This is a genomic window from Corynebacterium tuingiense, assembly GCF_046718165.1.
Taxonomy (GTDB): domain Bacteria; phylum Actinomycetota; class Actinomycetes; order Mycobacteriales; family Mycobacteriaceae; genus Corynebacterium.
Map to the genome: position 1 here is coordinate 287,297 of NZ_CP177101.1, position 13,248 is coordinate 300,544.

The 13,248-nt window shown below is 62.6% G+C and carries 16 protein-coding genes; 9 read left to right on the plus strand and 7 right to left on the minus strand.

The window, feature by feature from the left end; all coding sequences use genetic code 11:
• The first annotated feature begins 99 nt into the window (after positions 1–99).
• The 7 genes from hemL to ACLI1T_RS01450 all read left to right on the plus strand — a co-directional run bounded on the left by hemL (position 100) and on the right by ACLI1T_RS01450 (position 6,578).
• Positions 100–1,410 (plus strand): glutamate-1-semialdehyde 2,1-aminomutase, encoded by a 1,311-nt coding sequence (gene hemL, locus ACLI1T_RS01420; RefSeq protein WP_411702850.1) that lies wholly within the window; start codon positions 100–102, stop codon positions 1,408–1,410.
• A 64-nt stretch (positions 1,411–1,474) separates the two neighbouring features.
• Positions 1,475–2,083: a histidine phosphatase family protein gene (locus tag ACLI1T_RS01425; RefSeq protein WP_349853355.1), complete on the plus strand. Its 609-nt coding sequence runs from the start codon at positions 1,475–1,477 to the stop codon at positions 2,081–2,083.
• Positions 2,083–2,700 (plus strand): TlpA disulfide reductase family protein, encoded by a 618-nt coding sequence (locus tag ACLI1T_RS01430; protein ID WP_411702851.1) that lies wholly within the window; start codon positions 2,083–2,085, stop codon positions 2,698–2,700. Before ACLI1T_RS01425 ends, ACLI1T_RS01430 begins: the two co-directional genes overlap by 1 nt.
• Positions 2,701–3,504 (plus strand): cytochrome c biogenesis CcdA family protein, encoded by an 804-nt coding sequence (locus ACLI1T_RS01435; protein ID WP_411702852.1) that lies wholly within the window; start codon positions 2,701–2,703, stop codon positions 3,502–3,504.
• A 7-nt stretch (positions 3,505–3,511) separates the two neighbouring features.
• The gene (locus ACLI1T_RS01440) at positions 3,512–5,143 is read left to right on the plus strand and encodes a cytochrome c biogenesis protein ResB (RefSeq protein WP_349853352.1); all 1,632 of its coding nucleotides are present in this window, start codon (positions 3,512–3,514) and stop codon (positions 5,141–5,143) included.
• Between the two features lie 82 nt (positions 5,144–5,225).
• On the plus strand, positions 5,226–6,320 hold the full coding sequence (gene ccsB / locus ACLI1T_RS01445) for a c-type cytochrome biogenesis protein CcsB (protein ID WP_411702853.1): 1,095 nt from the start codon (positions 5,226–5,228) through the stop codon (positions 6,318–6,320).
• Positions 6,321–6,578: a helix-turn-helix domain-containing protein gene (locus ACLI1T_RS01450; protein WP_239268805.1), complete on the plus strand. Its 258-nt coding sequence runs from the start codon at positions 6,321–6,323 to the stop codon at positions 6,576–6,578.
• On the opposite strand, the gene ACLI1T_RS01455 is transcribed toward ACLI1T_RS01450, so the two are convergent.
• Positions 6,523–6,849: a hypothetical protein gene (locus tag ACLI1T_RS01455; RefSeq protein WP_411702854.1), complete on the minus strand. Its 327-nt coding sequence runs from the start codon at positions 6,847–6,849 to the stop codon at positions 6,523–6,525. The two genes, ACLI1T_RS01450 and ACLI1T_RS01455, sit on opposite strands and share 56 nt — an antisense overlap.
• A gap of 38 nt (positions 6,850–6,887) precedes the next feature.
• Between ACLI1T_RS01455 and ACLI1T_RS01460 the strand changes: the two genes are divergently transcribed.
• Complete coding sequence (locus ACLI1T_RS01460; RefSeq protein WP_411702855.1) at positions 6,888–7,211, plus strand: DUF4229 domain-containing protein; 324 nt, start codon at positions 6,888–6,890, stop codon at positions 7,209–7,211.
• Between the two features lie 21 nt (positions 7,212–7,232).
• Here the strand turns inward: ACLI1T_RS01460 and ACLI1T_RS01465 are convergent, their stop codons facing one another.
• The 5 genes from ACLI1T_RS01465 to ACLI1T_RS01485 form a co-directional block, all read right to left on the minus strand.
• Positions 7,233–8,138 (minus strand): 1,4-dihydroxy-2-naphthoate polyprenyltransferase, encoded by a 906-nt coding sequence (locus tag ACLI1T_RS01465; RefSeq protein ID WP_411702856.1) that lies wholly within the window; start codon positions 8,136–8,138, stop codon positions 7,233–7,235.
• An 80-nt stretch (positions 8,139–8,218) separates the two neighbouring features.
• Positions 8,219–9,355, minus strand: coding sequence for an o-succinylbenzoate--CoA ligase (gene menE, locus ACLI1T_RS01470; protein WP_239268798.1), 1,137 nt, complete (start codon positions 9,353–9,355; stop codon positions 8,219–8,221).
• A 66-nt stretch (positions 9,356–9,421) separates the two neighbouring features.
• Complete coding sequence (locus ACLI1T_RS01475; protein WP_411702857.1) at positions 9,422–9,562, minus strand: hypothetical protein; 141 nt, start codon at positions 9,560–9,562, stop codon at positions 9,422–9,424.
• Between the two features lie 15 nt (positions 9,563–9,577).
• On the minus strand, positions 9,578–10,546 hold the full coding sequence (locus tag ACLI1T_RS01480; protein ID WP_239268796.1) for a 1,4-dihydroxy-2-naphthoyl-CoA synthase: 969 nt from the start codon (positions 10,544–10,546) through the stop codon (positions 9,578–9,580).
• Positions 10,547–10,847: 301 nt separating this feature from the next.
• On the minus strand, positions 10,848–11,309 hold the full coding sequence (locus ACLI1T_RS01485) for a DIP1984 family protein (RefSeq protein ID WP_126318209.1): 462 nt from the start codon (positions 11,307–11,309) through the stop codon (positions 10,848–10,850).
• A gap of 104 nt (positions 11,310–11,413) precedes the next feature.
• On the opposite strand from ACLI1T_RS01485, the gene ACLI1T_RS01490 reads away from it, so the two are divergent.
• Positions 11,414–12,424, plus strand: coding sequence for an o-succinylbenzoate synthase (locus ACLI1T_RS01490; RefSeq protein WP_411702858.1), 1,011 nt, complete (start codon positions 11,414–11,416; stop codon positions 12,422–12,424).
• 61 nt (positions 12,425–12,485) lie between these two features.
• Here the strand turns inward: ACLI1T_RS01490 and ACLI1T_RS01495 are convergent, their stop codons facing one another.
• Positions 12,486–13,031, minus strand: coding sequence for an OsmC family protein (locus ACLI1T_RS01495; RefSeq protein WP_239268790.1), 546 nt, complete (start codon positions 13,029–13,031; stop codon positions 12,486–12,488).
• Positions 13,032–13,248 lie beyond the last annotated feature (217 nt).

The following is a 13,248-nucleotide window of genomic DNA, read 5'->3' on the forward strand; positions in this document are numbered from 1 at the left end:
TCTATGACGTATCACGGAAACGCGGGAAAGCTTAGTGGGTTGCTGTGAATTCCACCGACATGCACAGTCAAACTTTTGTATGGCGCGCGAGTCGCTAGAATGACAGACATGCCTAATACTTCCCAGTCGCAACAGTGGTTCGAGCGTTCCTCCAAAGTGATCCCGGGTGGGGTGAACTCGCCGGTGCGCGCTTTCGGCTCCGTGGGCGGCCAGGCCCGCGTGATTGAGCGGGGCGAGGGATCGCGCCTGTGGGATGTCGACGGCAATGAGTACGTCGACCTCGTAAGCTCCTACGGCCCGATGATCCACGGCAACGCGCACCCGGAAATCGTCGAGGCCGTGCAGCGGGCTGCCACCGGCGGGCTGAGTTTTGGCACGCCGACAGAGGGTGAGGCGCTGCTGGCGGAGGAAATCGTAAAGCGCACCGCGGCTGATAAGGTGCGCATGGTTAACTCCGGTACGGAGGCGACCATGTCGGCGGTGCGTTTGGCCCGAGGTTACACCGGCCGCGCAAAGGTGCTGAAGTTTGAGGGTTGCTACCACGGGCACGTGGATGCGTTGTTGGCATCGGCGGGCTCGGGCGTGGCGACGTTCGGCCTGCCGGATTCGCCGGGCGTTACGGGTGCGACGGCGAAGGACACCATCGTCGTTCCTTATAACGATCTGGATGCGGTGCGCGAGGCCTTCGCAGAGAACGAGGGCCAGATTGCCTGCATCATTGCGGAGGCCTCTGCCGGCAATATGGGCACCGTGGCCCCGAATGAGGGCTTCAACGCGGCGCTGAAGGAAATCGCGCATGCCGATGGCGCCCTGCTCATCCTCGACGAGGTCATGACCGGCTTCCGCACCTCGTATAAGGGCTGGTACGGCGTCGAGGGCGTGGCGGCGGACCTGGTGACCTTTGGCAAGGTGGTTTCCGGTGGCTTGCCGGCTGCGGCCTTTGGCGGTCGCGCCGAGGTCATGGACTACCTGGCGCCGGATGGTCCGGTCTACCAGGCTGGCACCTTGTCCGGTAATCCGGTGGCGATGGCCTCGGGCCTGAAGTCGCTGCAGCTTGCCGATGAATCCCTCTACCCCCGCCTGCAAGAAAAGGCCGACCAGCTCGGCGCGATGATTTCTTCCGCGCTGGAGGCCGAGGGCGTGGCGCACCACATTCAGCGCGCGGCATCCATGTTCTCCATTCGCTTTGCAGAGGGCGAGGGCCGCAACTTCGCGGACATGCAGGCCGCGGAGAACTTCCGCTTTGCCCCGTTCTTCCACGCGTTGCTTGAAAACGGCATCTACGCGGCACCGAGCGCGTTCGAGACTTGGTTCGTCTCTGATGCTCTTGGCGATGCCGACTTCGAGCGCATCGACGCCGCCCTCAAGCCCGCCGCGAAGGCCGCGGCCGCAGCGCGTCCCGCACAATAAGATCTGCGCAACAAGGTCTGCGCAACTAGGTCTGCACAATTAGGCCTGCTCAACAAGGAGAGACATGACACGCACCATCGTTCACCTCGTGCGCCATGGCGAGGTACACAACCCGGGCAAGATTCTGTACGGGCGCATCCCGGGCTACCACCTATCCTCGCGCGGGCATTCCATGGCCGCGCGGACGGCGGAAAGCTTCCGCGATCATGATGTGACCTATTTGGCGGCCTCGCCGCTGCAGCGCGCGCAGGAAACGGCGCGGCCGATTGCGCAGTTGACGGGGCTAAATGTGGACGTCGATAAGACGCTCATCGAGTCCGGTAACCAATTCGAGGGCCTGCGCACCAAGGGTTTGCGCTCGGCGCTGTGGAACCCGCGGCACTGGCCGAAGATGGTCAACCCGCTGGAGCCGTCGTGGGGTGAGGCGTATGAGGGCATCGCCGAGCGCATGCTCGGTGCGGTCGACCGCGCGCATACCGCGGCAGAAGGCCACGAGGCCGTGCTGGTGAGCCACCAGCTGCCCATCGTGATGGTGCAGCGCACGGTGCTGGGCCAGCGCCTGCCGCATGCGCCGTGGAACCGCGAGTGCGCGTTGGCCTCGGTAACCTCGCTGCTTTTTGAGGATAACCAGGTCACCGATATCTTCTATTCCTCGCCGGCGCAGGAGATTTAATGGCACGCACACGCACCCATGCGGCAACGCGCGTTGTGGCAGCCGCGCTTTCTATAACCGCCCTGACCTTGACCGCCTGTACGCAGGACGCCGACAATGCACAAAACGCGGTGGCTACCGGCGGCGAGTTTGAATTCATCTCCCCGGGTGGGGAGCGGGAAATCCACTACGAGGAAGCCGATAGGAAACCGCTGCGCAGCTTCAGCGGCGCCGATGTCCGCGATACGGATAAGACCATTTCTTTGGACGATTACGAGGGCCAAGTCGTGGTCTTGAATTCTTGGGGCCAGTGGTGCGCGCCGTGCCGCGCTGAGGCCGATGACCTGCAGGCGGTGCACGCAGAGCTGCAAAAACGCGACCTGGGTACGGTCTTAGGCATCAACGTGCGCGACTATAACCCGCAGGTATCCAATGACTTCTTGGACGATAACGGCCTGGAGTACCCCTCCATCTATGACCCGCCGTTTAAGACGGCCGCGGCGCTCGGCGGCGTGCCTACGTCCGTGGTGCCGACCACGATCGTCTTGGATAAGCAACACCGTCCGGCTACCGTTTTCTTGCGGTCCATCACTACCGATGACGTGATGGATGTTGTGGATAAGTTAGAAAAGGAATAAATGGATTACGCAGCAAATATCGGCGGTTCGTTTGCCGAGGCTGCCACCTCCGGCCCGTTGATCCTCGGCATTCTCGCCGCGGCTCTGGCGGGTCTTGTCAGCTTTGCCAGCCCCTGCGTCATCCCGTTGGTGCCCGGCTATATCTCTTACCTCGCCAGCGTGGTTGGCGGTGAGGTGAGCTATGACGAGAGGCTGGGGGTGGGCGTCGGCAAGCGCAGGCAATGGGCCGTCGTACTGGCGGCAGCGCTATTCATCTTGGGCTTTACCGTGGTCTTTGTGCTGGCGACGGTCTCGGTCTTTGGCGCGATTTCCGCGCTCACGCTCAACGCCGATACGCTGATGCGCGTGGGCGGCGGCATCACCATCTTGATGGGCGTGGTCTTCTTGGGCGCGATTCCGGCGCTGCAGAAAGATACCCGCCTGGCGCCAAAGCGCTGGACCACGTGGCTGGGCGCGCCGCTTTTGGGCGGAGTCTTCGCGCTTGGCTGGACGCCGTGCCTGGGACCCACGCTGGCGGCGATTGTGTCCATTTCCGCCGGCACCGAAGGCATGACCGCCGCCCGCGGCGCCTTGCTCATCGTGGGCTATTGCCTGGGCCTTGGCCTACCGTTCCTGCTGGTGGCGCTGGGGTCCGCGCGGGCGATGCGCACCATCTCGTGGGCCCGCAAGCACTCGCGCACCATTCAGATTATCGGCGGCGTGGCGATGATCCTCGTAGGCCTTGCCCTGATTACCGGCCTGTGGGGCGAGTTTATTTCCTATATCCAGAAATGGACCGTGGACTACGGCGCAACCCTCATTTAGGAGAAACGTGAAATATATCCGCAAAGCCTGGCGCTGGCTTACCAGCATGCGCACCGCGCTGGCCCTGCTTTTCCTGCTGGCGCTCGCCGCCATCCCCGGCTCCCTCTTGCCGCAGCGCGATCTGAACGAGCAGAACGTGCAGGAGTTCATCGAATCCAATGGCACCGTGGCGGAAATCTACGATAAGCTGCAGCTTTTTGATGTCTTTTCCTCCATCTGGTTCCAAGCCATCTTTCTGCTGTTGACGGTCTCGCTCATTGGCTGCATCATTCCGCGCTCCATCGATCACTACAAGGCGTGGCGCACGCAGCCCACGCGCGCGCCGAAGTACCTGCACCGCCTACCGCTCAGCGCCGAGGGGCATTCGGGAAAGAGCGAGGAAGAACTCAGCGCGGAGATCCACAAGCGCCTGAAAAAGTGGCGCGTGGCCGAATACACCCCGGATGAGGACCGCGCCGGGGTGCACGCCTTTTCCGCCGAGCGCGGCTACGGCCGCGAGCTGGCCAACCTCATTTTCCACGTCGCGTTGGTGGCGATCCTGGTCACCGTGGCCGCCGGCCGCCTGGTCAACTACGAGGGCCAGGTCATCGTGGTTACAGAGTCCGGTTCGCAGGGCGGCAATACTTCGCTGGAGCAGTCCACGGAGTTTTGTAATACTTCCACCTCGAACTTTGACTCCTTCCGGGCAGGACCGCTTTTCGATGGCACCGGGCTCCACCCCTTCTGCATGACCGCGCACGACTTTACCGCGAAGTACCTGCCCAATGGCCAGGCGGAGATGTTTACCTCCAACGTTTCTTACGCGGAGGGCGACGATATTTATAAGGATTCTTCCGAATGGAAGGACTATGAGCTCAAGGTCAACCACCCGCTGCGGCTGGCGCAAAACCGCGTCTACCTGCAGGGGCATGGCTATGCGCCGACGGTGACGGTGGAGTGGCCGGATGGTGAAAAGCGCACGCAGACCATCCAATTCCAGCCCACTGACACGACCTTCTTCCTGTCTTCGGGCGTGCTGCGCTTTGACCCGCCGGCGGGCATGTACCCGGATCTTTTCGAGCGCCGCCAAAACCAGCTGGCCATCCAAGGCCTCTTCGCCCCGACGGCCGAGTGGAGCGGTGAAAACGGCAAGCTTTTGCAGTCCTCCCACCCGGGCCTGAATGATCCGGCGCTGGCGGTCGATATTTACCGCGGCGATGCCGGCCTCGATACAGGTACCCCGCAGTCGCTCTTTTCGCTGGATTCAAGCCTCGTGCACTCCGGGCAGCTGCAGAAGATCGACCGCGTGAACCTGAGCCAGGGCGATGACGTCACGCTTGATGACGGCACCAAGATCACCTTTAACGGTGCCAATGAGTTTGCCAATTATCAGGTCTCCTATGACCCATTCCAGAAGTGGGTGCTGGTGTCAGCACTTGTCATGCTGGTATCCCTCGTGGCCTCGTTGATGATTAAGCGCCGCCGCGTCTATATTCGCCTGCGGCCGGATTCCGCTGGCGGTACCGCCATCGAGATGGGTGGTCTCGCCCGCACCGACCGCGCCGGCTGGTCCGAGGAATTCCACGAGCTGCACCGCGCGCTCTTGGAGCTTCCGGATCCAGATGAGGTGGAAGAAGACAAACTCTATACTGATGATTGATCCAACTATAGTTGGATCCCGCTGTTTGCATGAGTAAGGTAATCAGCATCATCCCGCACGTGTGAAGGCTAGGTGGACTCCCTTGCAGATCGATCAGCATCTGTCGAACTTCTCGGATCTCGCGGTGCAGACCGCATTCGTGGTGTACTGCGTCGCGCTTCTTATGTCGCTGTTGTACTACGGCCGCATACGTAGCCTCATCGAGGCGCGTCGCGTCAACCGCTCGGAGGCGTCCAAGGTATTGGTCGGCGCCGGGGCCGAGGCTGCCGCGGCTGCTCCCGCCGCCGGGGCTGGCGGCGGCGATACCGGTGCTGACGCTGCAACCGGCACGGGCGCAACGGATGTAGGCACCGACTACGAGGCTGAGGCGGCGTCTGCGGCCGCAACCTTGAGCGAGGAAGAAGTCGCGGAGAAGGAACGCAAGCTGGATAAGCTCGGCGGCATGACCAGCTCACTGATGTGGGTTGGCATTGCCCTGCACGCCGCGGCCATCGTGCTGCGCGGGCTGGCCACGGGCCGTTTCCCGTTTGGCAACCTTTACGAGTACGTGTTGATGGTGTCCTTCGGCGTGCTCTTGGTGGGCAATATCGCCATGCAGCGCAAGGAATGGCGCACGGTCTGGCCGTGGATCCTTACCCCTGTGCTGGCGCTGATGTTTTACGGCTCCACCAAGCTATATGCGGAGTCCGCACCTGTGGTGCCGGCCCTGCAATCGCACTGGCTGCCCATTCACGTCACGGTGGTGTCCTTGGGCGCGTCCATCGGCATCATTTCCGGCATCATCTCGCTATTGACCCTGTTGCGCCAATGGCAGCCAAAAAACGCGGAGCGTGGCATCTTTGGTGCTCTGGCTTATCCGCTGCCATCCGCGGCCAAGATTGACCGCTTGGCGTACCGCTTGGCCGTTATCACCCTGCCCACCTTGGGCCTGGGCATCATCTTGGGCGCCATCTGGGCCGAATCCGCGTGGGGTCGCTTTTGGGGCTGGGATCCGAAGGAAACCATGTCCTTTGCCACCTGGATTCTCTATGCGGCCTACCTGCACGCGCGGGCGACCCCGGCCTTCCGCAAGGCGGCGCCGTGGATCAACGTTTTGGCCATGGCGGCGATGGTATTCAACCTCTTCTTCATCAATATGGTGGTCTCCGGCCTGCACTCCTATGCGGGGCTGAACTAAATGGCCACGAACCATAGCCCGCGCAATAAGCAGGGTAAGCCCGCCGGCGATAACGAGCTCATCCTGGGCTTGGGCGCGCAGATTGCGCAGCGGCGGCGTGAGTTGGGCATCGTCCAGCAGCAGCTTGCCGATGCCGCCCACATCTCCCGCTCCACCCTCCACACCATCGAACACGGTGGGGCAGGCGTGCGGTGGGAAAAGGTTACCGCCGTGGCAGAAGCGCTGGGACTTGAGATGCGTTTCGTGCCAAAGGATTAATCCTGGTTGTCGTTCGGGCCCTTTGAACCATTGTTGCCGTCGGCGTCGCGAGTGCGGCGCTGGCGGCGTTTTCTTCCTCGGCCTCCTGCCTGCGGCGCTGCTTGAAGCGCTCCTTTTCCAGGTTCCACAGGAATTCCTCGTCATCATCGGGGCCCTTGATGGAACGCGGTTGTTCTTCAACCTGGCGGGACTTCCAGGATGATGGCCCAAAGGCCTTCCACACCAGGTAGGCGGCGAGGACAAAAAGCAGTAGGAGGATTAGTCGACCCATGCGGATTATTCTACCTGTACGGCGTACAATCGACCCCCATGACGCACAACCCTGAGCCACCTAAACCAGACCCCGAACTGCGCCGTCGTTCGCGCAAGGCGCTTTGGAAATACGGGCTCGCGCGCGTGGTGCTTTTTATCGCGCTCACCGCGGTCATTGAGCTGCTGGCGGTAGCGATTGGTTTCCCCATCCCCGTCCTCATGGCAGCGCTCCTGGCGCTCTTTGTCGCCCTGCCGCTATCGATGCTGATCTTTAAAAACTGGCGCATCGAGGCCACGCAGACGCTGGCGGAATACTCCGCGCAGCGCAAGGCGCATAAGCAGTGGGTGCAGGCCGAATTGGAAGGCCGCACAGAGGCCTAGGCGCGCAAGCCTAAGCACGGACTAGACCAGGGCGACGGCGATGGCCTCGATCACTGCCCAGATGAGCATGGCGCGCCCGGTCAGCCCCAGCACGGGGATGAGCTCGGCCCCGGTGGCACCGCGATTGACGGTGCGCACAGCGCGGAGTGCAAATGGGAAGTAGACAAGGCCGACGAGCGCGAGCCAGCTGCCGAAGGCAACCGCGATGGTGAGCACGAAGGGCAAGAGCAGCAGGCCGGTAAAAAGCAGGCGGGCGTTCTTATTGCCCAGCCGCACCGCGAGGGTGATCTTGCCGGCCTCGGCATCGGAGGGAATATCGCGGATATTATTGACCAGGTTCACCCCGGAGCTCATGGCGCCGATGCCGATGGCCAGGGCCAGGCCCGTCCAGGAAATGCGGCCGGCTTGGGTAAATTCGGTGCCGAGCACGGCGACGAGGCCGAAGAATATAAAGACGGCGACCTCGCCCAGGCCGCGGTAGCCGTAGGGGTTCTTGCCGCCGGTATAAAACCACGCGCCGGCGATGCACAGCGCACCGATGAGGATGAGCCACCAGGCACCAGCGGCCAGCGACAGGAAGATTCCGGCCAGACCGGCGACGGCAAAGCAGCCAAAGGCGGCGTATTTCACGTGGCGCGGCTGCGCAAGCCCGCTGCCGGTCAGGCGCTGCGGGCCGGTGCGGTCATCATCGGTACCGCGGATACCATCGGAATGGTCATTGGCAAAGTTCACGCCGATGATAAGCGCCCACGCCACGATGAGCGCGAGCACCGCGCGGCCGATATGCCCGCTATTAATGCCGAAGGCCGCGCCCGTACCGGCGATAACGGGTGCGAAGGCATTAGCCCACGTATGCGGGCGGGCGCCATTGATCCAATCCTGTGCGGTAGCGGAATAATTACCGGCTGATGAAGTCATAGCCACCATTGTGCCACTGGGCTGGCAGCGTTTAGCAATCAGGAAGCCGGGGCCGAGGCCGGAGTCGAGGCCGGGGCCCGCGGTGGAGGTTAGGCGCTAAAGAGGGCGGCAACGGCCTGGCGGTCGATCTTGCCGGGGCCGGTGGTGGGAAAGTCCGCGAGGCGCTTTAAGTCCTTAGGCAGCTGCCAGCGGGGAAGTTCGGCGTCTTCGAGGGCTTCGAAGATATCGCCAAGCTCGGCATTACCGGTATAGGCGGCCACGATGGCCTGGCCCAGCCGCGGGTGCGGGATACCGACGACACACGCCTCCTCAACACCCGGCACGCGGAGGATCTCGCGTTCCAAGACCTCTGGGTGCAGCTTGAGCCCACCGGAGTCGATGACATTATCGAGGCGTCCGGTTACGGTGAGGATGCCATCTTCGATGACGCCGGCATCGGAAGTGGCAAACCACCCGTTTCCGGGAAACGCCTCGTGGCTTGGGGCGTTGCGGTAGCCCTGCGCGATGGTGGGCCCGCCGAGTAGGATGCGGCCGTCTTGGACGCGGGCGGTCGTCCCGGGCAGGGGGCGGCCATCGTAGACGCAGCCGCCGGCGGTTTCGGAGGAACCGTAGGTGGTGGTGATAGTGATGCCCCGCTCCGTGGCCGCGGCGTGCAGGCGCGGGTGGATGGCGGCCCCGCCCACCAAGATGGCATCGAAACTCTGGAGCGCGTCGATACCTTCCGGTGTATCCATGGCCTTGGCCAGTTGCAGCGGGGTCAGCGCGGTGTAGGTGCGATCACCGGTGCGGGAGAGCTCCGCGGCGGCGCGGGCGAAGGCGGAGATATTAAAGCCTGCGCTGAGATCGAGGCAGAGCGGATCCACCCCGGCCACCAGGGAACGGACGAGGACTTGGATGCCGGCGATGTGGTGGGCGGGCATCGCCAAGAGCCATTGCCCAGGGCCACCGAGGACCTGGTGGGTGGCATCGGCGCTGGCGACCAGGTTGGCCGGCGTTAGTTGAGCGCCCTTTGGGGTGCCGGTGGACCCTGAGGTGGAGACCACGAGCGCGATGTCCGCGGCGATGGGCTCGCCGGCGCGTTGGGAATTGCGCAGGAGGGTGGCGCGGGTGGCATCGGCAAGCGGCAGCGGCAAAAAGCAGGACCTACCGGCAATGGCTGATTCGAGGTCCGGCAGGATGGCCGCGGGGTCATGCGGATCAACGGGCAAGGGGGCGAGGATAGTCACGGCAGTAGATCTTAAGGCTACGGCGGGACAAAGCCCGGTTGCGGCCGGGGTGAGTCGATGCGGGAATCAGCGGTACGTGTCCTCTTGATCAAAGGGCCGCTCGTTATTGGCCTCGGCTTCTTTAATGCGGCGCAGCATCCACACGCGCGAGCCGAGAACGCCCCCGACGGCGAGGAGCGCAAGCAGGATACAAAATGCGATGAGCACGGTGCGGGGCACTCCTTAGTAGTAATAGGGGAATTCGTCCCAGTTAGGCTCGCGCTTGTCCAGGAAGGACTGCTTGCCCTCGACGGCCTCATCGGTCATATAAGCCAGGCGGGTGGCCTCGCCGGCGAAGACCTGCTGGCCCATCAGGCCATCATCGGTAAGGTTGAATGCGAATTTCAGCATGCGCTGGGCGGTGGGGGATTTCATATTGATTTCCTGGCCCATGCGGATGGCGGTGTCCTCGAGCTCGCCGTGGTCTGCGACCTCATTGACCGCGCCCATCTCATACATGCGCTGGGCATCGTAGGTGCGGCCCAAAAAGAAGATCTCGCGGGCGAATTTCTGGCCCACCATCTTGGCCAGGTAGGCCGAGCCATAGCCCGCATCGAAGGATCCGACGTCCGCATCCGTCTGCTTAAAGCGCGCCTCCTGGCGGGAGGCCACGGTCATATCGCAGACCACGTGCAGCGAGTGCCCGCCGCCGGCGGCCCACCCATTGACCACGGCGATAACCACCTTGGGCATGGTGCGGATAAGCCGCTGGACCTCCAGGATGTGCAGGCGGCCGCCTTCGACCTTGGCGCGGGCCTCGTCGACGCTGGATTCATCCGCCGTCGCATCATCGTGGGCGTGCTCGGTGGCGTAGCGATACCCCGACCGGCCGCGAATGCGCTGGTCACCGCCGGAACAAAACGCCCAGCCGCCATCCTTCTGCGAGGGCCCATTGCCGGTAAGCAGGATCGTGCCCACATCCGGGGTGCGGCGGGCGTGATCCAAGGTGCGATACAGCTCATCCACGGTGTGCGGCCGGAAGGCATTGCGCACCTCCGGCCTGTCGATGGCGATGCGCACGATGCCATTCTTCCGGCCGTCCGCCGCCAGCCGGTGGTAGGTGACGTCCGTGAGATCCCCAAAGCCCTCAACCGGGCGCCACAATTCCTCGCGGAACGGATTTTCGGTGCTGTATTTCTTCTGCTCGCTCATAGCGCCCAGCATAGTGGGCGCGAAAAGTTTAGTCCCCATTCCCAACCCTCACCTCTACGCACTGCCCAGCATGCTGGTAATAATCGATACTCAATAACTGCGAGGGGTTATCCCGCAATGTACCCGTGTACCCTATGCTGGCGCGGTCATCAATACTGTGGGAAGACTCGAACTTCCCCAACCCTTTAACGCCAAAGGGTGCCTAGATGTCCTCGAATTTCCCCTCGAAGGCGGGGGCATACTCGCTGCAAGTGCGTAAAGGCTACCGCCACGCGCGCGGCGTGGCATGACTAAAGCTTCGCTATGGAGTTATCAGTTCCGTATTCCAGTTCAACTGCTGGATCCGGGTATCAAGCTCCCGGTACTGCTTGGACAGGTCATCGACCCGCTTGCGCAGCTCTGCTACCGGCAGCGTTGCCACAAACTTAATCTCCGCACGGGAATAGCGGTCCTGGCGCGCGCCCGCGGCCTGGGCGAGGTCGTGGTAGATGCGGCGGGTGCGCACGAGGCCATCGCGAAGCGCAAGGGCCTGCATCAGGTTCTTCTCGCCATCAAAATCCGTGGCCACGTTCGTGGCATTGATGGCCTGCACGAGCTTGTCGATGCGCCCGGTAATGCCCTCCAACTCGCGCAAAAGCTCGGCCGGATCCTCGTCCGGGGTATCGCCCTCCTGCACGCGTACGACGGAGAGCAGGCGCTCGCGCAGCTCATTGAGCCGGTCCTGCGCCTGGGCGCGCTCTGCTAATGCCTCTGCCAGTAACATGGTTCCTCCTTCAGGGTAGGTAGGAACCAACGTAGCCGGGGTGGGGGCTGGGGTCAATGGGTTGTGGTCCGCAGCGCGAGCGGCGTGCCAGCTACCATGAGCCTATGAACATCGATGACGTTCTCGACCGCGCCCACGTAGTCTCCCTCCCGCTGGCCGTGAAGTTTCGCGGCATCACCACGCGGGAGGCGTTGCTCATTGATGGGCCTGCCGGTTGGGGTGAATTTGCGCCGTTCCTGGAATACGGGCCCGCGGAATCGGCCGCGTGGCTGCGCGCCGGGTTGGAGGCCGCTTACGAGGGTTTTCCAAAGCCCGTCCGCGAGTGGGTAGAGGTCAACGCCACCATTCCCGCCGTTCCCGCCAGCGAGGTACCCGCGATTGTGGATCGCTACCCCGGCTGCCGGACGTTCAAGATCAAGGTGGCGGAGAAGGGGCAGACGCTTGCCGATGACATCGCGCGCGTCCACGCCGTCCGCGAACACGTGAGTGCCCGGGGCGTTATCCCGGTGCTGCGCGTGGATGCCAATGGCGGCTGGAGCGTAGCCGAGGCGGTAGAGGCCGCCCAGGCACTCATGCCGCTGGACTACATGGAACAACCTTGCGCGAGTGCGGAGGAACTGGTGGAGGTGCGCAGACAGCTCATGCGCAACGGGCTTTTTGTGCGCGTGGCCGCGGATGAATCCATTCGCAAGGTGGAGGATCCGTACCGCGTGGCGGATCTGCAGGCGGCCGATGTAGCAGTGGTTAAACCTGCACCGCTGGGCGGGGTGCGCCGCGTCCTCGAGGTGGCACAGCACCTGCGCGAACGGCACATGGATATTACGGTGGCCTCGGCGCTGGATACCTCCATTGGTATCAATATGGGCTTGGCAGCGGTGGCGGCGTTGCCGCAAATCTATGATGACGAGGACATCGACGTCACCCCGGCTGCGGCGGGCCTGGCCACGGGAAGCCTTTTCGAGGAAGACGTCACCGCGCCGCGTCAGCTACACGACGGGCACCTGCGCGCCGAGATCCTCGCCCCTGAACCGGACCGCCTGTCCGCCTTGGCCGCCCCGGCCAACCGCCGCGACTGGTGGTTCGAGCGCCTGCGGGAATCGTGGCAATTCCTGTAGTTACTCCTAAAGCATAAGAAAAGCGCCTGGCACTTGCCAGGCGCTGTTATCTATCTAAACCTTAGACCAACTCGTGGGTGAGGTTGGCCGGGCGGGTGTAGGTATTAACAACCGGGGACCACTTGATGGCGTCGTCCACGATCTTCTGTAGGGTCTCCTTGTCGGCGTCGCCGTCGATGTTGACCTTAACGTTGACGTCGGAAACGCCCGGGCGCTTGTCCTCGCCCAAGTCACCAACGCCCCAGGTTGGGGAGAGGTCGATGTCGCCAACGATGTCGAGCTCCAGCTTGGTCAGGGTAACGCCGCGGTGCTGGGCGATGGCCTGGATACCAACGTTAATGCAGGCGCCAAGACCAGCCTGGGCGACCTCGGTGGGGTTGGGTGCGGAGTCATCGCCAAGCAGCGGCAAAGGCTCGCCCACCTTGATGGTGTGGTCGCGCACGGTGGTGTTATTGCGGAAGAAACCGTCAGCCTCGGTGTGGGTGCGGACGTGCTTCTTAGCGCCCTCAGGGTTGTCGATGTTCTTCTGTGCTAGGTCGTTGAGCTTCTCGCCGTCAATGGGCTCGAGAGCGTCGCCTTCGTTGTGATTCGGGGTGAGATCAGACATTAAATTGCTCCTTGTATCAGATGTTTATTAACTGATGGCGCCATCGTAACGCGAAGGCACATATAAATCTAGAACGAGAGGTCTATTTTGTGGAGAAAGGCAGGTCTAGAGTGAATATAAATGTGTGCACCGCATTTGCTGACCTGTGAATTTAGAAATTGACACCTTGGTACACCTAGCCTAGGTTCATTCTGAACAAACCACTTGGTCTAGTTAA

Excerpts from the sequence above, each read along its gene's own strand:
- hemL (WP_411702850.1), top strand. The coding sequence starts at position 100 with ATGACAGACATGCCTAATACTTCCCAGTCGCAACAGTGGTTCGAGCGT.
- ACLI1T_RS01425 (WP_349853355.1), top strand. The coding sequence starts at position 1,475 with ATGACACGCACCATCGTTCACCTCGTGCGCCATGGCGAGGTACACAAC.
- ACLI1T_RS01430 (WP_411702851.1), top strand. The coding sequence starts at position 2,083 with ATGGCACGCACACGCACCCATGCGGCAACGCGCGTTGTGGCAGCCGCG.
- ACLI1T_RS01435 (WP_411702852.1), top strand. The coding sequence starts at position 2,701 with ATGGATTACGCAGCAAATATCGGCGGTTCGTTTGCCGAGGCTGCCACC.
- ACLI1T_RS01450 (WP_239268805.1), top strand. The coding sequence starts at position 6,321 with ATGGCCACGAACCATAGCCCGCGCAATAAGCAGGGTAAGCCCGCCGGC.
- ACLI1T_RS01455 (WP_411702854.1), bottom strand. The coding sequence starts at position 6,849 with ATGGGTCGACTAATCCTCCTACTGCTTTTTGTCCTCGCCGCCTACCTG.
- ACLI1T_RS01460 (WP_411702855.1), top strand. The coding sequence starts at position 6,888 with ATGACGCACAACCCTGAGCCACCTAAACCAGACCCCGAACTGCGCCGT.
- ACLI1T_RS01465 (WP_411702856.1), bottom strand. The coding sequence starts at position 8,138 with ATGGTGGCTATGACTTCATCAGCCGGTAATTATTCCGCTACCGCACAG.
- ACLI1T_RS01480 (WP_239268796.1), bottom strand. The coding sequence starts at position 10,546 with ATGAGCGAGCAGAAGAAATACAGCACCGAAAATCCGTTCCGCGAGGAA.
- ACLI1T_RS01485 (WP_126318209.1), bottom strand. The coding sequence starts at position 11,309 with ATGTTACTGGCAGAGGCATTAGCAGAGCGCGCCCAGGCGCAGGACCGG.
- ACLI1T_RS01490 (WP_411702858.1), top strand. The coding sequence starts at position 11,414 with ATGAACATCGATGACGTTCTCGACCGCGCCCACGTAGTCTCCCTCCCG.
- ACLI1T_RS01495 (WP_239268790.1), bottom strand. The coding sequence starts at position 13,031 with ATGTCTGATCTCACCCCGAATCACAACGAAGGCGACGCTCTCGAGCCC.